13 protein-coding genes and 1 pseudogene are annotated in these 17506 nt (G+C 45.8%); 7 read left to right on the top strand and 7 right to left on the bottom strand.

The window, feature by feature from the left end; genetic code table 11:
* Window position 1 precedes the first annotated feature (1 nt).
* Genes DN730_RS09000 through DN730_RS09010 form a run of 3 tightly spaced genes read left to right on the top strand, consistent with a single transcriptional unit; the run spans window position 2 to window position 2849 of the window.
* A complete protein-coding gene (locus DN730_RS09000; RefSeq protein WP_115467784.1) occupies window positions 2–1003 on the top strand; it encodes a phosphoglycerate dehydrogenase in 1002 nt (333 codons plus the stop codon).
* A complete protein-coding gene (locus DN730_RS09005) occupies window positions 1000–1935 on the top strand; it encodes a dihydrodipicolinate synthase family protein (RefSeq protein ID WP_115467785.1) in 936 nt (311 codons plus the stop codon). Before DN730_RS09000 ends, DN730_RS09005 begins: the two co-directional genes overlap by 4 nt.
* On the top strand, window positions 1932–2849 hold the full coding sequence (locus DN730_RS09010) for a ribokinase (protein WP_115467786.1): 918 nt from the start codon (window positions 1932–1934) through the stop codon (window positions 2847–2849). The genes DN730_RS09005 and DN730_RS09010 overlap by 4 nt, the downstream gene beginning before the upstream one ends.
* Before the next feature lie 275 nt (window positions 2850–3124).
* On the opposite strand, the pseudogene DN730_RS09015 reads toward DN730_RS09010, so the two are convergent.
* From DN730_RS09015 to DN730_RS09045, 7 genes and pseudogenes are all read right to left on the bottom strand, one after another.
* A pseudogene (locus DN730_RS09015) lies at window positions 3125–3700 on the bottom strand (IS3 family transposase); the annotation flags it as partial.
* A 416-nt stretch (window positions 3701–4116) separates the two neighbouring features.
* Window positions 4117–5067, bottom strand: coding sequence for a transaldolase (gene tal, locus DN730_RS09020; protein ID WP_115467787.1), 951 nt, complete (start codon window positions 5065–5067; stop codon window positions 4117–4119).
* A gap of 71 nt (window positions 5068–5138) precedes the next feature.
* On the bottom strand, window positions 5139–7154 hold the full coding sequence (gene tkt / locus DN730_RS09025) for a transketolase (protein WP_115467788.1): 2016 nt from the start codon (window positions 7152–7154) through the stop codon (window positions 5139–5141).
* A gap of 181 nt (window positions 7155–7335) precedes the next feature.
* Window positions 7336–8286 (bottom strand): D-ribose ABC transporter substrate-binding protein, encoded by a 951-nt coding sequence (locus tag DN730_RS09030; RefSeq protein WP_115467789.1) that lies wholly within the window; start codon window positions 8284–8286, stop codon window positions 7336–7338.
* A 97-nt stretch (window positions 8287–8383) separates the two neighbouring features.
* Window positions 8384–9436 (bottom strand): ABC transporter permease, encoded by a 1053-nt coding sequence (locus DN730_RS09035; RefSeq protein ID WP_115467790.1) that lies wholly within the window; start codon window positions 9434–9436, stop codon window positions 8384–8386.
* A gap of 27 nt (window positions 9437–9463) precedes the next feature.
* Window positions 9464–11005 carry a sugar ABC transporter ATP-binding protein gene (locus DN730_RS09040; RefSeq protein WP_115467791.1) on the bottom strand — a complete coding sequence of 514 codons (1542 nt, stop codon included), beginning with the start codon at window positions 11003–11005 and terminating at the stop codon, window positions 9464–9466.
* A complete protein-coding gene (locus DN730_RS09045) occupies window positions 11002–11652 on the bottom strand; it encodes a DUF2291 family protein (protein WP_115467792.1) in 651 nt (216 codons plus the stop codon). The genes DN730_RS09040 and DN730_RS09045 overlap by 4 nt, the downstream gene beginning before the upstream one ends.
* A 637-nt stretch (window positions 11653–12289) precedes the next feature.
* On the opposite strand from DN730_RS09045, the gene DN730_RS09050 reads away from it, so the two are divergent.
* The 4 genes from DN730_RS09050 (at window position 12290) to DN730_RS09065 (ending at window position 17466) form a co-directional block, all read left to right on the top strand.
* Window positions 12290–13843: an FGGY-family carbohydrate kinase gene (locus tag DN730_RS09050; RefSeq protein ID WP_115467793.1), complete on the top strand. Its 1554-nt coding sequence runs from the start codon at window positions 12290–12292 to the stop codon at window positions 13841–13843.
* Between the two features lie 75 nt (window positions 13844–13918).
* Window positions 13919–15451, top strand: a complete 1533-nt coding sequence (locus DN730_RS09055) for a glycerol-3-phosphate dehydrogenase (protein WP_115467794.1) — start codon at window positions 13919–13921, stop codon at window positions 15449–15451.
* 9 nt (window positions 15452–15460) lie between these two features.
* On the top strand, window positions 15461–16393 hold the full coding sequence (locus tag DN730_RS09060) for a sugar phosphate isomerase/epimerase family protein (protein WP_115467795.1): 933 nt from the start codon (window positions 15461–15463) through the stop codon (window positions 16391–16393).
* A gap of 116 nt (window positions 16394–16509) precedes the next feature.
* Entirely contained in the window at window positions 16510–17466 is a 957-nt protein-coding gene (locus DN730_RS09065; protein WP_115467796.1) for a sugar-binding transcriptional regulator, read from the top strand.
* The last annotated feature ends 40 nt before the right edge of the window (window positions 17467–17506 follow it).

A 17506-nucleotide genomic window follows, 5' to 3' on the forward strand; every position in this document is an offset into this window, starting at 1 on the left:
AATGTCAAATAAAAAAATACTCGTTCTGACAGAGCAGTTTAATAATCAAAGTACTCTTTTTGATCCCTTAAGGAATGCTGGGTACGAAGTAGTTGTTAATGAGTCGGGTCGCTTGCCTTCTGAAGCGCAGTTAAAAGCTATGCTGACGGAAGATGTTGTTGCGACCATCGCTGGCGGTGAGCCTTACACGCCAGAAGTCATTGCTGCTTCCTCTTTAAAAATCATCGCACGTTGGGGGGTAGGGTATGACCAAGTAAATGTGCAGGCCGCTACATCAGCGGGTATCCCCGTTGCGATGGCATTTGGCGAAAACCATGAGAGCGTTGCTGAATATGCACATGCGATGGCTTTATCACTGGCCTGCAGAATTGGTCAACGTGATGAAATGGTCAAAGAAGGCGAATGGTATTTTGACGGTTTTCACCCTGGTCTTTGGGGTCGCACCGCAGGTTTGATTGGTCTTGGACGCATCGGTGGAGCGATGGCGCGACGTTTAGTTGGCCAAGGGATGACCGTTTTGGTGGCTGATCCTCAACTGAGCCAAGAGGCAGCAGAGGCTGCGGGCGTTAAGCTTGTAGATCTAGACATTCTCTTGGAGCAATCTGATTTGGTGTCTGTCCATGCGCCTTCTACGCCGAGTACACGTCATATGATGAATGATGAAACCTTCGCGAAAATGAAGCCAGGGGCCATTATCGTGAATACTTCACGCGGACCATTGATCGATCAGGCAGCACTTTTGCGTGCTTTAAAGAGTGGTCACCTCGGTGGCGCTGGGCTTGATGTGTTTGAAGTGGAGCCACTTCCTGAAGCTGATGAGTTACGTCAACTAAGCAATGTGATTTTAAGCCCTCACGTTTCAGGTATGGATCGCATGGCTGAGAAGTTAGTTACTAACCGATGCATCAGTAATATTTTGGCATGGTTGCATGGTAATCCATCCGACTTAGTACCTTATGTAGTAAACCCAGAAACATTACCTTTGAAGGAAATTACCAAGTGACTATCACAGTAGACGGAATTGTTCCGGTTATGCTTACTCCTTTTACCCAAGACAATAGTATTGATTGGGATGGGTATTCTCGTTTAATCGATTGGTATCTGGAAAACGGTGCAACAGCGCTGTTTGCGGTGTGCCAATCCTCTGAAATGCAATTTCTAAGCCTTGAAGAGCGTATTGCTTTAGCAAAGTTCACAGTGAAGCAAGTGGCCGGAAGGGTTCCAGTAGTGGTATCTGGTCACGTTTCTGATAAATTTTCGGATCAAATTCATGAGCTAAATGTAATGGCCGAAACGGGGGCTGATGGTGTAGTTTTGGTGACTAATCGTTTAGCTGCTGAAGAAGATACATCCGACATTCTAATTCGCAATGTTGATGCAATAATCGATGTCCTCCCTGCTGACATTACCCTTGGTTTATACGAATGCCCTGCGCCATTTCGTAGACTACTAAGTGATAATGAACTGGAGCATTGTGCGCAAACGGGGCGCTTTTCTTTCTTAAAAGATGTGTCTTGTGATTTGGATGTTGTTAAGCGCCGAATAGGTATAGTTAAAGGTACACCTTTAGGTATTGTGAATGCGAATGCCGCAATCGCTTGGCCTGCTATGCAAGCGGGTTCAACTGGTTTCTCTGGTGTTTTTAATAACATCCATCCAGATCTTTATGCATGGTTATATCATCATGGTTCCGCTTACCCTGAATTGGCAGAGGAATTAGCGACCTTTTTAGTTCTTGCTGCGCAAGCAGAGTCTATGGGGTACCCAAAATTTGCTAAGCATTATCATCAGCGACTTGGTACTTTTTCAGAAGCTGTGAGCCGCGTTCAAGATTTTGATATTTTTGAGCGCTTTTGGGGGGTTTCTCCGATCATGGATCGTATCGCCCAAGGAAATGACTTTTATCGTCGAAAGGTTTCAGGCTTAGTTAAATGAGTATCACGACTTACGGCTCAATTAATTTAGATATAACAACTTATGTGCAAGAGTTTCCGGATCCAGGTGAAACGGTTCATGCAAGTAATTGTTCCTTTGAATTAGGGGGAAAAGGCGCTAATCAAGCCGTTGCAGTACAAAAGCTTTCTACTGACGGCGGACGTTTTGTGGCGGCCGTTGGGAACGATGCATTTGGTGATAAGGTATGTGAGGAGCTGAAGAGTTTTAATATTTCTCTTGATTATGTCATAACGGTACCCTCAGCCACAGGCCTTGCGCTGATTCATGTAAATGAATCAGCGCAAAATACTATCTCTATTGTTGGTGGTGCCAACATGAGCTGGGCGGATAGTGGACCATCCCCAGAAGTTTTTCGTGGTACTCAAGTTCTTTTAGTGCAACTTGAGACGCCTTTACAATCAGTTCGATCTGCTATGAGTGAGGCGCGTGATAACGGGGCATATGTCATCCTTGATCCAGCGCCTGCTAGCGATATTAATGAAATTAAGCATTTAGTAGAGTTAGCCGACGCGATCACACCTAATGAAACTGAATGTGAGGCGATAATTGGGTGGCGTCCTGAAACGAGGGAAGAGGCAGAAAAAGCGGCTAAGGAACTACTCACTTATGGTTTACAGTTAGCCATAGTGAAACTTGGTTCGCAGGGCTTGTCTTATGCTTGTTCTGATGGAACATCTGGCAGTCTTCCTGGCTTTATCGTTGAGGCTTGCAATACTGTGGCTGCTGGCGATGCTTTTTGTGGTGCATTGGCTGTTGCGCTATACGAAAAGATGCCTGTAATAGACGCTCTTCGTTTTGCCTCCGCTACTGGCGCCTTAACTGCGACTAAACCTGGCGCGGCAACCTCTATTCCTACCAGGTCAGAGGTTGATGCGTTTCTCTTGAGAAATTAAGAGTATTTGAATAAGTCGGCGGATTTAAGAGAATTTCGCCGACTTAGTCATCACTACTTTTATACGTCCTATGATTTACAGCTCCAAGACTGCTCATCTTGGTTCCACATTACGTATGTAGGGAGCTCGCACATTGGACGTGTTCGCTCTGGTTGACCGCCATGGATTTGCATATTGTGTTCTTCATTTTCTTCAACCCAGGCAACAATATTATCAACAAGCACAGGGAAAATACTTGGGCCGACTGAATCGACCAGACTTTACTAGACCATCTCTTACTTATAGAATCCTAGCTTTTTGAATCGCCACAAGTTCAGTAGACACCTCTCAGTCATCTTTTCGAACAGTTTCTCATACTCAACAGATGACAACATATCATTAGTGCTATGGCGTCTGATAGGGTTATAAAACATTTCTATATAATTAAAAATGTCTTGTTTTGCTTCGCCCCTTGTCGAGTAAATCTTTCGCTTCACTCGCTCTCTCTTTAAAAGCTGGAAAAAGCTTTCAGCAAAAGCATTATCATGACAGTTACCACGTAGACTCATGCTGGCTTGTAAGTTGTAATCGTCCAAAAATCTATGCCAATCATAGCTGGTAAACTGACTGCCTTGGTCTGAGTGAATCGTCACCCTATGCTTTGGCTTTCTTCTCCATACCGCTATCATGAGTGCTTCAAGAACAAGCTCCTTCACCATTCTTGGTCCCATACTCCAGCCTATTATTCGACGAGAATAGAGATCGAGCACGACGGATAAGTACAGCCAGCCTTCATGTGTTCGGATATACGTAATATCAGTAAGCCACGCTGTATTTGGACTTTCTGGATTAAACTGTCTTTCAAGCACGTTGCCGACTTATTCGCATGTTCCCTAAGCGATTAGCGACTTCAGCAACACTAAAAGCCTGCATCAGTCACTTGCTTAACTACTTCAATTTTGAATTGTTCTGGGTAACGTGTTTTGCTCATAAATACCTCTCAATTAGATCATTTTATCTAACTAAAAAGTGTCTAGCTAACTAGTGGCGATTCAATTGAAGCTGTGAAGGTTAACTCTGCAGCGCTCTAGAACCTATGGTCTAGTATCGAAGTATGCATCAAGCGTATCTCTCCGTCGGCTTAGAAAACAACAGTAGGGCAATAGATGAAAGGTAAAAAATTCCATCTATCGCGTCATTTGAGGTCCGTTCGAAATACATTTGGTAGCAATTACATAGATAAGCCAAGCTTTATCTTCCAGATTTTGAATGTGAAATTCGCGGGAACTTAAAGTTTGGCTCTAAGCATTGCTTCCAATTTTCGTTGATCGGCTGCGAAGTTACGGATGCCTTCTGCTAGTTTCTCTGTTGCCATTGCATCTTCATTTAACATCCAGCGGAAGTTATGCTCAGTAATTGGCTTATCAATTGAAGAGATGTTTGATGTTGGCACCAGTTTACGTTTTAGCGTTCTTTCATCTGTCTCTAGTTCTTCAAGTAAATTCGGACTAATTGTCAAACGATCACAACCTGTAAGTTGCTCAATCTCACCTATGTTTCGGAAGCTTGCGCCCATAACGATGGTTTTGTAGCCATGTTTTTTATAGTAGTTGTAAATTTCAGTGACTGAAACAACGCCAGGATCAGTTTCTGCCGTGTACTCTTCTCCTGTTGATTTTTTGTACCAATCTAAGATTCGGCCAACGAATGGGGAGATCAAAAATACTCCCGCCTCAGCGCAGGCTTGAGCTTGAGCAAAAGAGAAGAGTAAAGTGAGGTTACAGTTTATGCCTTCTATTTCTAATTCTTCTGCAGCTTTTATTCCTTCCCAAGTCGATGCAGCTTTGATTAGTACTCGATTTTTTGAAACGCCTGCATCTTCGTAAAGCTCGATGAGACGGCGCGCTTTTTGAACTGTTGCATCTTTATCAAATGATAAGCGTGCGTCTACTTCTGTAGAAATTCGACCCGGTATGTACTTAAGTATTTCAGTTCCTATAATTACTGCTAGTTTGTCACCAGCATCGATTATCTGTTGTTCTCTGTGGTCGCTCTGCTCTTTTGCCCAAGACATCGCTTGATCAATAAATTGTGCGTATTCTGGGATCTGGGCAGCTTTAAGCATTAAGGATGGATTTGTGGTCGCATCTTCCGGACGATATTTTTTAATTGCAGTGATATCACCTGTATCAGCAACAATTGTAGTAAATTCTTTTAGCTGAGATAACTTATTACTCATTGATTCATACCTTTGTGTATTTTTTAAATGTATCGCTAGGTTGTATGCCCCAGCGATACTAAATTTGTAAATTAATGGGTGTTTTGTTGAATGATGCGTATGCTAGTTTCAACGACTTTTTCTTGAGTGAAGCCAAACATTGTCATCAGTTCTCCTGCTGGAGCGGATTCACCAAAACGGTCAATGCCGATGACTGCTCCGTCGATTCCTACAAATTTGTACCAGTAATCACTGTGGCCACATTCAATGGCTACACGCGATCTATTGTCTTTTGGTAAAACCTTCTCTTGATATGATTTAGGCTGCTGAGCGAAGCGTTCAGCACAGGGCATAGAAACCACCTGAACTTCATAGCCTTTTTGCTCTAAATTAACTGCACTATCCATGGCCAAGGCAATTTCTGATCCAGTAGCTATTAAAATTAGGTCTGGTACGCCACTACATGCCTTTAGAATATATCCGCCCTTTGCGATATCTTGCTGTTGTAAGCTATCTCGCTTTTGTTGAGGTAAATTTTGACGAGATAATATGAATGCGCTGGGTCCTTCATCTCGTTCAATGGCGGTTAGCCATGCTACAGTGGTTTCAAATTGATCACATGGACGCCAAGTTTGTAGATTGGGGGTCACACGCAAAGCAGTAATTTGCTCCACAGGTTGATGAGTAGGCCCATCTTCACCTAATCCGATAGAGTCGTGGGTGTAAACATGGATCACTCGTAGGTTCATTAGTGCGGACATACGTACAGCATTGCGGGCATATTCCATAAACATCAAGAAAGTACCGCCATAAGGTATAAAGCCGCCATATAGTGCAACACCATTCATAATGGCGGTCATACCGAACTCCCGGACGCCATAATGCATATAGTTACCGTTAGGGTGTGCAGGAGAAATTGCCTCAGACCCCTTCCACATGGTCAGGTTGGAAGGCGCTAAATCCGCAGAGCCGCCTAACAGTTCTGGAATTTTTTCGCCCAACAACTGTAGGATGTTTTGCGAGCATTTTCGGGTAGCCGCAGCATCCGTCACACTCGCTTGCTGTTCGAAGATTTCTTTCTTTATCTCGCCCCAGTTTTCTGGCAAAGAGCCTTCAATACGACGCAAGAACTGTTCGGCCAACAGAGGGTATTTGGCTTGATAGCTTTCAAATAGTTGTTTCCAAAGGGCTTCTAACGTTTGTCCTTTATCAATGGTATTCCAAGCATGGGAGACATCTTCTGGAACTTCAAATGGACCGTGGCTCCAACCTAGTGCCTGTCGTGTCGCTTGAATCTCTGCCTGGCCCAAAGGAGCACCGTGGCAGTCATGGCTACCGGCCTTGTTAGGGGAGCCAAAGCCAATGGTGGTTTTACAGCAAACCAAGGTGGGTCGAGATGTGTCTCGGCGGGCTTCTTCGATGGCTGCAATAATGGCTTTAGCGTCATGGCCATCCACATCACTGATCACTTGCCAATTATAGGAACGGAAGCGGGTAGGGGTATCGTCTGTGAACCAGCCTTCGATTTCACCGTCAATGGAGATCCCGTTGTCATCGTAAAATACGATAAGTTTACCTAACTCTTGAGTTCCTGCCAGAGAGCATACTTCATGGGATATACCTTCCATAAGACAGCCATCCCCCACAAAGGCGTAGGTGAAATGGTTGACCACATCAAATCCTGGTCGGTTGAATTGCGCCGCCAGTGTTTTTTCTGCTAACGCCATGCCTACCGCATTGGCCAGTCCTTGCCCTAAAGGTCCGGTAGTAGTTTCCACCCCTTCAGTGTAGCCGTATTCAGGATGACCTGGTGTTTTAGAATGAAGCTGGCGAAACTGCTTTAGGTCCTCTTTGGTCAGAGGATATCCGGACAAATGGAGTAGACTGTAAAGCAACATGGAACCATGACCGTTAGACAGTACAAAGCGGTCGCGGTTGGGCCAGTGAGGGTTAGCGGGGTTGTGTTGTAAATAGTCTCGCCATAAGACTTCGGCGATATCCGCCATGCCCATCGGGGCACCGGGGTGACCAGAGTTTGCTTGTTGTACCGCGTCCATACTTAAGGCGCGAATTGCGTTTGCGAGGGTTCTTCGTTGTAAAGTGCTCATCAATAGTTTCCTACAGCATCTTTTTGCTGAATGGCTATGTCGTAGATCAGGCAGCCGAGTTGGCCCTGTGTTTAAAGGGCGACACAGTGGTTGGAGAAAAATCGGTTAAGGTCGAAAAAGAAGGGCTACGTGAGTAGCCCTAAAACGTACTTTGGAGAGTGCCCTGATAAGAGCGTGGTGCTTAGTATTCAGACAATGTGAATGCTGACGTGTAGTTAGCAATGTTGTCTTTAGTGATTAGGTAACAATCAAACAGCTGCTTCTCTGAATCTGCACCAGTAGTGCCGTTTTTGATGAAGTTGTCTGCTTGGCGAATGGCTTCAGCAGCAAAGATCGCCACTGGTTGAAGTACCGTGTATTCCATTTCGCCGTCCAAAATTGCGTTGGCAGCATCTGGAGATCCATCGAAACCGCCTACTTTTACTTGATCAAGCTTGCCTGCTTCTTTAAGCGCTGCGATAGCACCTAGAGCCATCTCATCGTTTCCGGAGATCACGCCTTTGATGTTTGGGTTCGCTTGCAGGATAGACTGCATTTTGTTGTACCCTTGGGTACGGTCCCAGTTTGCCACTTCTCGCGCCACTTTTTTCAAGTCTGGGTACTGAGTAAGAACCGTTTCAAAACCATTTGAACGTGTCGCTGCATTGTTATCACTTGGTGCACCGAAAAGTTCAACATAGTCTCCAGAGTCACCAACTGCTTCGACCCATTGCATTGCGCCTAGTGCAGCACCTTGTGCGTTGTTCGAAACCAGTTGTGCTTTTGCTAGGCCACTTTGGTTCAGTTCTGCGTTGATAATGATAACCGGAATGTCTGCAGCAATTGCTTTACGCACCGCGCCGATAGAACCGTCTGCGTTTGCAGGATCAAGAATTATCGCTTTCGCTTGGTTTGTAATAGCAGTATCAATAAGCTTACTTTCAGTATTGGTGTCGCCTTTGTGAGCGGCTACGTTAGCGTCGTAGCCCATGTCCTCGGCAGTTTGTTTTGCTACCTGACCCTCAGTGTACCAGTAAGGGTTTGAAGGATCATTGACGATAATCGAAATCAAGCCATCAGCCCACGCACTGCTTGCCATGAGAGTCAAACTAGCGGTAGAGGCGACTAACAAACGCTTAGTTGTTTTAAACATTGTATTACTCCGATTTATTATTTTACGAGTTGCCGAAGGTCGGCGAGTTGTTTGCAGTAGCGATGGATGGTTTACCTATTACTACTGCAAGGTTCATTTAACGATTCTTTCCTGAAGTGCCGTATTGCAAGCTATTCAGCAGAACCGCTAAAACGATTACGGTGCCGGTAAATACTGTTTGCCAGTAAGCCGAAACCCCAATAATGACAAGACCGTCTGATAGGTAGCCAATGACTAACGCACCCAAGATGGTGCCTCGGACCGTTCCACGACCACCTGTCAGAGCAGCTCCCCCAATAACTACTGCAGCGATGGCGGTCAGTTCGTAGGTCGTACCCGCGGTTGGTCCAGCAGAGGTCAATTGTGAAGACAATACCAAGCCGGCTAGAGCAGCACAGACACCAGACAGTAGGTAAACCGTCACTTTTACACGTTTGATGGGTACACCAGATAGATCTGCAGCAGTTTCATTACCGCCAGAAGCGTATAGCCAACGACCGAAGGCCGTACGGCTGATCATCAAGCCACATAGCACAGCGACCACAATTAAAACGATGACACTGATTGGGATACCTGCTAAGCGGTTAAAACCTAGCCATTCAAAACCTGTATTTCCAAGTTCCGGCTTACCTTCTAGTTGGTTGTACGTCAGGCCATTAGTCATGAGTAGGGCGATGCCGCGGGCAACGTACATAGTGCCTAACGTTGCCACGAATGCTGGGACTTTGAAGTGTGCGACCAGCACACCATTGACTGTACCCACAGCTGCGCCCAATAGGCAGGTCAAAACCACCACGACCCAAAGCGATGGATAAAAAGTCATCCCCAGGAATTCGATGTTAACTCCTTGCATCAAAAAGCCTGCAAAGACGCCGCACAGACCAAGTGTAGAGCCCACGGAAAGGTCAATGCCGCCATTTAAAATAACCAGCAACATGCCTAAGGCTAGGAGTCCAAAAATGGCCACATGGGATGACATGATTAGGAAGTTGTTAACCGTAAAATAGTACGGCGACATAAGTGAGAAAAAGATGATAATCGCAATTAAAGCAAAGAATGCGCGTCCTTCAAGTAATAAGCGACCAATATCAAGTTTCTTCGGTGCAGCACTTACGCCTTGCACAGTTTGTTTTTGAGCCGTTGCAGACATGGTGTAACTCCAGTTTTTCTTATTGTCTTAATGGGTAACCGATTCGCCAGAGGCGGCCATAATTTGTTCTTTTGAAGCCGTATGATCGAATTCCGCAGAGATTTTGCCCTTGTGCATCACTATGATTCGATGGGCGATACTCAAGCACTCCGCTACTTCAGAGGTGGAATAGACCACAGCAAGGCCCTGTTTGGCGCGTTCTGCTAACAGCTTGAAAACTTCCGCTTTAGCGCCAATGTCGATGCCGCGGCTGGGCTCATCCAGAAGCAAGACTTTCGGGGCTGTTGCAAGCATTTTGCCGATCACAACTTTTTGTTGGTTGCCGCCAGAGAGGGAACCAATGGCCGCTTCAGCACCAGAAGTCTTCACAGTGACGGCTCTAATGGATTCGTCAATTAAGCTGTCTTCGTCCGCTTTAGAGGTCAGTAACTTGTGCGTAAATTCTCCTATGCTTGCTAAAGACAGGTTCTGCCCCACAGTCATGGTTTGTACCAGACCATCTTTTTGACGATCTTCGGGGACTAATGCCAAGCCAGCTTGAATGCGCTCTGCGATTGAGAGTTTATTAACGTCTTCATCGCCCAATAGAATATGACCTTGTTGAGCTCTTAAACGGCCTGCCGCACATTCCATAAATTCTGAACGCCCAGCACCCATTAGACCGTATACACAAACGATTTCACCGGCTTTGACATCAATGGATAAATTATCGACGACGTTGTAATCACCGCCTCCTGAATCTTTGATAACTAGGTTTTTGACGTGCAGAGCTGTATTGCCAAACTCATAGCCCGTTGGAGGAGAACCTAAATCGAAGTTTTCCCCCACCATGTTGCGTACGATCCATTCAAGGTTGATGTCCTTACGTGGCGCATAGGCGGTCATAGTACCGTCTCGCAGTACCACTGCGTGATCTGTAATCGTAAGGGCTTCTTCTAAATGGTGAGAGATATAGACAATTGAAACACCCTTAGTGGTAAGGTCACGAATCACTTTAAACAATACTTCTACTTCTGCGGCACTGAGGGCAGAAGTGGGTTCGTCCATGATGAGGATGCGTGACTTCTGAGAAATTGCGCGGGCTATTTCAATGATCTGTTGTTGACCTAGGCGCAATTCTTCTAGTGGTGTCAACGGGTCGATGTCTTCTTCAAGTTCGGCCATCAATTCACGGGCCTGGCGCTCTTCTTCCGCGAAGTCCACTTGCCCACCTTTGATGATCTCTCGACCCATAAAGATGTTGTCGCGCACATTCATGTTGGGGGCGAGACTTAACTCTTGGTGAATGATGGAGATGCCTTTGGCACGAGCTTCGTTGGCGTTGTTAAAGAGGATGGATTCACCATCTAAAACGATTTCACCGGATGTAGGAGTAATCACTCCTGATAAAATTTTCATCAGGGTTGACTTACCGGCGCCGTTTTCACCAAATAGGGTCGTGACTTGCCCTCGGTGAATATCAAAGTTCACCCCTTTGAGAGCGTGGGTGTTACCGAAAGACTTGGCAATATTGCGTGCTTCCAGAACCACTTCATCTACAGTCGGAAGGTTATCGTAGGCTAGGATCATTTCACATCCATCCCTACTGGCGTAATAAGCCAGTTTTTTGCATTGATTAAGCGAAATACGCCTGTAACTGCTACGTTCTTGTTCACCAAGTTTTCGCGGTCTATATCTTCTAGGATCTCTGCCTTCATCGCTCGGTTGATCGCAGCGCCCACATCTTGGTATTCGATTTGATTTTTGAACTCGCCAAATTTGATTTCCCCGTTAGCGTCACGCAGGTCAGTGCCGTTTAGTGCTGGGCCAGTTTGAACTCGTACTGTTTGATTGTCTGGGAAGCTAGGAATGCTTATTTTGAAAATGCCTGAACGGCCTTCGGTAACTGTGCCTTCTAAGGTGACAGGGATAACTGGACCAATGCCGCCACCGACACCGTACTTTTGACCTGCTGCTTTTTTGTCTTCTCGTAACGCGTTAAGAAGAACTGTTGCGTCGACCGCGTTGTTCTCAACATACTGCTTGATGTCTGGGTAATGAATTTTGGCGTAGTTGTCAGGGGAAAACGCTTGTTGACGTAAGTCCTCAATAGAACCATTGACGATCACTTTCGTATCGACGGCCATTGCTCCTATAACTGCCACAGTAAAAATGCCTGAAACAAGTAGCTGCTTACGTTTTTTAGCCGCTAACTGATTAGAAAGTTGAGTTTGCATGGCAACCTCCACCAATTAGGGTAAACAATTGAGTCGATTCAACCTGCGTCAAACGCGATAGCGCTAGACGATAGTTGGGTTGCACAGTGGTGTTTATCATTTTTATTTTACTCCGGCTATTTTGCCTCTAAAACTTGTGTCCTGCAGGGATATAAGTCTTTGATCGAGCCAAGATCATCAATTTGTTTTTAGAGGTCTGTGTGATCTTTGTAATTACAATGGGATAAAAATAAATAACTGTCAATGAAATTTATTGCATTTATTACAAAAAATATCTTTTTTTGATTTTCTCTTTTTTTGGGAGTGGAGTGATTGCAGCCCTTAAAAAGGGCAATAAGTAACTTGTTAGAATACCACTAATTTTTATTAAGATATTGATTTATATTGATTAATTCTGGTGTTTATTAGTTTTTTCGCTGCTCTATTAGATTCCTTTAGGCTGCTAAAGTAGAGGTTATGTTCAAAATAAAGACAGAGTTTGAGTTGACAGATATTAAAAATATAGAAATAATTATCAAAACAAGAAAAATATTTCACATCGAGCTTGGGTTCGTTGTTACAAAAAACGGGTATCAATCATGCTTCTAATAATAAAGTTGCCCCTCTTCACTTGCCTTCACCATAGGGAGGGTCATAAGTGAGCTCACAATTGATCGTTGGTATTGATGCAGGCACCTCAGTGGTTAAAGCGGTGGCTTTTACTATCAGTGGTGAACAAGTTGCCACAGCATCAATACGCAATTCCTATCAAACGGGCCTTGAAGGCTCCGCGACACAATCCTTATCTCAAACTTGGTCGGACTGCATTAATGCCATGCAAGGGCTTAGCGAAAAAGTTGAGCACTTTAAAGAGCGTGTGATTGCTTTATCTGTAACGGGGCAGGGAGATGGCACTTGGCTAATCGATGAGGCTGGTAAGCCAGTTGGCGATGCATGGCTTTGGCTGGATGGTCGAGCTTCTACAACTGTGGAACGCCTCAACAAGTCAGCTTCTGAGCGTCAGCGATTTGAAAAAACGGGCACAGGTTTGAATACCTGCCAACAAGGAGCGCAAATGGCTCACATGGCGATGCACTGCCCAGAGTTATTGCAACAAGCCAGTACGGCGTTTCATTGCAAAGATTGGTTGTTTTTCAATTTAACCGGGCAGCGGGCAACGGATCCTTCAGAAGCGTCATTTACCTTTGGTAATTTTCGTACCCGTGAATACAGTGATCTCGTGATTGAAAGTCTAGGTCTTAGTCAGTTTAAGTCGTTACTTCCTCCTATTGTAGATGGTTCCAAGAAAACCTTTCCTTTGACCACTGAGGCGGCTGAACTGACTGGTTTGGCTGCAGGAACTCCGGTATCTCTGGCTTATGTAGATATGGTGATGACAGCCCTTGGGGCTGGTGTGCATACCGGCGAGGATAATGTCGCATGCTCTGTCATTGGATCTACGGGAGTGCACATACGTTCAGTGTCGGATCAAGAGGTGTTTTTAAATGAAGCGGGTACAGGCTACGTCATTGCTTTTCCTGTTGAGGGGCGCGTGACGCAAGTACAAACCAACATGGCATCTGCCTTAAACCTTGATTGGTTGCTGAATGTGGCTGCGGATTTATTAAAAGATTTTGATTGTGAATGCACTAGTCATGGATTGGTGGACCGAGTAGAAAACTGGCTTAAGCAAGCTGAGGCCGGTCAGCTGCTATATCACCCCTACATTTCGGATGCGGGAGAACGTGGTCCCTTTGTGAACGGCCAAGCTCGCGCAAGTTTTACTGGTTTGACGTATCGCCATCGTTTTCCTGATTTGGTTCGTGCTGTTGTAGAAGGTCTAGGAATGGCCATGCGCGATTGTTATGAAGCTATGGGAGGCACGGCTGCGGAGTTGCGGTTAAGTGGCGGCGCTGTTCGTTCTGTCACCCTGCGTCAAATATTAGGTGCCTCAGTAAATTCCAAAGTACGTGTGTCTGCCCGAGAAGAAGCTGGCGCCGCAGGGGCGGCCATGATGGCAGCGGTGGCCATTGGGTTATATCCCAACATGGATGATTGCATTAAAGAGTGGGTGTCGCCCCTGTTGGGCACAGCGGAAGCGCCGGATCAGACTTTAGCTGAAAAATATGAACGCTTGTTTGAGGTGTTTTACCGACAGCGCCAATCTTTTCCGTCTACTTGGGCAACCATGGAGCACATCAAGACGATGTAGTTAATAGAACGCAATCAAGAGAATTCACAGACAGATCGCCAGCACGATCTGCGGCGATTAAGTAAGAGGTTCGGTATGAGTAATGAACAAATGTTAGATCTGTTTGTAATCGGTGGTGGTATTAATGGTGCGGGCATCGCACGGGATGCGGCTGGTCGTGGATTGTCAGTGGCGTTATGTGAAAAAGATGACCTTGCTCAAGGCACTTCCTCCCGCTCGGGGAAATTGGTTCATGGTGGTTTGCGTTATTTAGAGTACTACGAGTTTCGATTGGTACGTGAGGCTTTGATTGAACGTGAAGTGCTATTGAATTCAGCAAGCCACATTATTTGGCCGATGCGCTTTGTGTTACCCCACAGTAAAACGGATCGTCCTGCTTGGTTAGTACGTTTAGGCTTGTTTCTTTATGACCATTTAGGAGGTCGTAAGCGTTTACCAGGTACTCGTGCTTTAGATCTGCATCGTGATCCAGAAGGTGCACCTATCAAAGATCAATACACAAAGGGGTTTGAATACTCAGATTGTTGGGTGGATGACTCTCGTTTAGTTGTGTTGAACGCCGTAGCAGCGTCGCAAAAAGGCGCAGAAGTTTTGACTCGCACCCGTTGTGTGGCGGCCAAGCGAAATCCTGAAGGGTACTGGGATGTAACCACTGAAAATGAGCTGACCAAGGAAGTTCGTACCTTTAAGGTTAAGTTATTGGTCAATGCTGCTGGACCTTGGGTGCGTAAAATTGTTGATGATGTGGCCAGTTCTAAAAGCTCTCGAAATATTCAGTTGGTCAAAGGGTCGCACATAATCGTGCCAAAGTTTTGGCAGGGGCAGCAGGCATATTTGGTTCAAAACTATGACAAACGTGTCATTTTTATTAACCCTTACGAAGATGACAAAGCCTTGATTGGTACGACGGATATTCCCTACGAAGGCAAAGTGGAAGACGTTAAAGCGGATGAGAGTGAAATCGAGTACTTGTTAGCTGCGGTGAATCGATACTTCAAAGAAACCCTTCGTCGTCAGGATGTCATCACCACTTTCTCTGGGGTGCGTCCTTTGTTTGATGATGGCCAAGGGAACCCTTCTGCGGTCACACGAGATTATGTATTTGATTTGGATGAAACCCAAGGAGCGCCTTTGCTGAACGTGTTTGGTGGGAAGTTAACCACCTTCCGTAAACTCTCCGAACATGCCATTCAAAAGATTGAAAAATACTTCCCTGATATGGGGGGTAATTGGACAAGCGGGGCAGTGTTGCCGGGTGGAGACATTCCCAATGCTGATTTTCAATCTTACATGCAAGCCTGCAAAGAATGCTATCCGTGGATGCCTCGCGATTTGCTGGTTCATTATGGTCGTCACTATGGCTCCATTATTAAGCAAATCGTTTCAGATGCTTCATCTATTGAGGGCTTGGGGCAACATTTTGGCGGCAATCTATACGAAGCAGAAGTGCGCTATTTGGTTGCCCATGAGTGGGCCATGACCCCAGAAGATGTACTTGAGCGCCGTACTAAGGAAGGGTTGCACCTATCTACAGAACAAAGAGCCGCTTTCGCTTTGTGGTTTGAGAGTGAGTTTATCAAACACAACACTGATCGTAAGATCTCATAAGGAGTTACCATGGCTTTAACTTTAGGCTTGAATACGAACCCCTTGGTCAATCGCTTTGCTGAGCCAAAGCATTTAATTGAGATCATTGCCCACGAGATTAAAATACGTGACGTACAGCTGACCCATGAATTTATTAATCCCAGCTGGCCAGCATCTCTTATTCGTCGTCTGACTCGTGAGATGCAATCGGCTTTGACGCAGACGGGTGTTCGCATTACCTCTGGTATGACTGGGCCCTATGGCCGCCTAAATCACTTTGGTCATCCTGATAAGGAAGTGAGACGTTATTATATAGAGTGGTTTAAAACCTTCGCGGACATCACAGCTGATTTGGGTGGGGAAGCGGTTGGGACTCAATTTGCCATCATGACCCATCAGGATTTTGATGACCCGAAACGTCGTGAAGAACTCACACAGATTGCCATTGATTGTTGGGCAGAAGTTGCGGAGCACGCTAAGAAGGCGGGTTTAAAGTATGTTTATTGGGAGCCTATGAGTGTAGGGCGTGAGTTTGGTGATACCATCGCCTCAGCCATGGCGTTACAGCAACGCTTAACGGACGTCAATATGGCAGTCCCTATGTGGATGATGGCCGACATCGACCATGGTGATGTCATGTCTGATAATCCTGCGGACTATGATCCTTATGCCTGGGCCGAAGCGGTACCAAAGGTTTCGCCGATTATTCATATTAAGCAAAGCTTGATGGATAAAGGCGGTCACCGTCCGTTTATTGAAGAGTACAATCGTAATGGGCGAATTCAGCCGGGAGCTTTGTTAGACACTCTGGCAAAAGGTGGGGCGAAAGATAATCAAATCTGCCTTGAGTTAAGCTTTAAGGAGCGTGAGCCCACAGACCATCAGGTGGTAGAGCAGGTTGCTGAAAGTGTTGCCTTCTGGGCACCTCACATAGACAGTGGGGCTCAGGACCTGAACATCTGATCCTGAATTTAGGCTGGCATATGATATATCGAAGTTTGATGTCGGTTAGTGTACAGTTCATTTCCCATAGGCAATCTAGGAAGTCTATCGCCTAACCTTGATACCGGAGTAGAAGTTTGGATACGAAAAAAGGTCTTGTTGATTTTGACGACTCGTTAGCAATACGGGCTGCATGGCTGCATTACGTGGGCGGTTTGACTCAAGCCGCAGTCGCTAAGCGTTTGGGGCTTACGTCTGTGAAGACCCATCGCCTTATATCAAAGGCAGTCTCAGAAGGCGCTGTAAAAGTCACCATAGATGGGAAAATCACCGAATGCGTGGAGCTAGAAGAACGTATGATCGCCAAGTTTGGTCTTAAGCAGTGTATCGTTGCGCCGGATTTGGGCGAAGAAGGGATTCCTTTGAAGACCCTAGGTCAAGCTGGGTCAGCCTATCTTAAGAATCTACTTACCTCGAAATCAGATATTACCATTGGCTTGGCCCTAGGGCGCGCTTTGGCGGCCGTGGTACACCAGCTACCAAGGCTGGAGACCTCAAATGTTAAGTTTGTTTCCCTATTGGGGGGCTTAACACGAGATTACTCCATCAACCGCGACGACGTCCTCCATTGGATTGCGGCTAAAACCGGGGCTCCTTCTTACACTATGCCTGTACCATTACTGGCGAATTCAGTGGAAGATCGCTCCGTTTTGTTGGCACAGAAAGGCGTAAAAGACGTGTTTACCATGGCGAACAATGCGGATCTTAAATTTATTGGTATCGGTACGGTGGCGCAGACAGCGCAATTGGTTGCCTCTGGGCCAATTAAGCCAGAAGAAATTATTGAAATTGCCAGAGCGGGCGCTGTGGGTGAAGCCATGGGGCATTTCTTTGACGAGAAAGGGACGGTTATTAACACCTCTCTCAGTGCCCGCATGTTGTCAGTCTCCCTTGAAGGCAACAGAGGGGATACTATTGCCATTGCTGGTGGCGAGGAGAAAGTAGAAGCCATCAGAGCGGTGCTTAAAGGTAATCTTTTAACTGGTTTAATTACCGATGAAGTGACCGCTAGGGCGATTCTAGACGCTGTATAACCCTAATCGCATTATTGTGGTGATCTAAGGTCTTTAACTT

The organism is Marinomonas piezotolerans (assembly GCF_003362755.1).
Lineage (GTDB): Bacteria > Pseudomonadota > Gammaproteobacteria > Pseudomonadales > Marinomonadaceae > Marinomonas > Marinomonas piezotolerans.

Bases quoted from the DNA above. Each gene is read 5' to 3' on its own strand.
- tal (WP_115467787.1), bottom strand. From the start codon at position 5,067: ATGAGTAATAAGTTATCTCAGCTAAAAGAATTTACTACAATTGTTGCT.
- DN730_RS09045 (WP_115467792.1), bottom strand. From the start codon at position 11,652: ATGCAAACTCAACTTTCTAATCAGTTAGCGGCTAAAAAACGTAAGCAG.
- DN730_RS09030 (WP_115467789.1), bottom strand. From the start codon at position 8,286: ATGTTTAAAACAACTAAGCGTTTGTTAGTCGCCTCTACCGCTAGTTTG.
- tkt (WP_115467788.1), bottom strand. From the start codon at position 7,154: ATGAGCACTTTACAACGAAGAACCCTCGCAAACGCAATTCGCGCCTTA.
- DN730_RS09060 (WP_115467795.1), top strand. From the start codon at position 15,461: ATGGCTTTAACTTTAGGCTTGAATACGAACCCCTTGGTCAATCGCTTT.
- DN730_RS09035 (WP_115467790.1), bottom strand. From the start codon at position 9,436: ATGTCTGCAACGGCTCAAAAACAAACTGTGCAAGGCGTAAGTGCTGCA.
- DN730_RS09055 (WP_115467794.1), top strand. From the start codon at position 13,919: ATGAGTAATGAACAAATGTTAGATCTGTTTGTAATCGGTGGTGGTATT.
- DN730_RS09000 (WP_115467784.1), top strand. From the start codon at position 2: ATGTCAAATAAAAAAATACTCGTTCTGACAGAGCAGTTTAATAATCAA.
- DN730_RS09040 (WP_115467791.1), bottom strand. From the start codon at position 11,005: ATGATCCTAGCCTACGATAACCTTCCGACTGTAGATGAAGTGGTTCTG.
- DN730_RS09010 (WP_115467786.1), top strand. From the start codon at position 1,932: ATGAGTATCACGACTTACGGCTCAATTAATTTAGATATAACAACTTAT.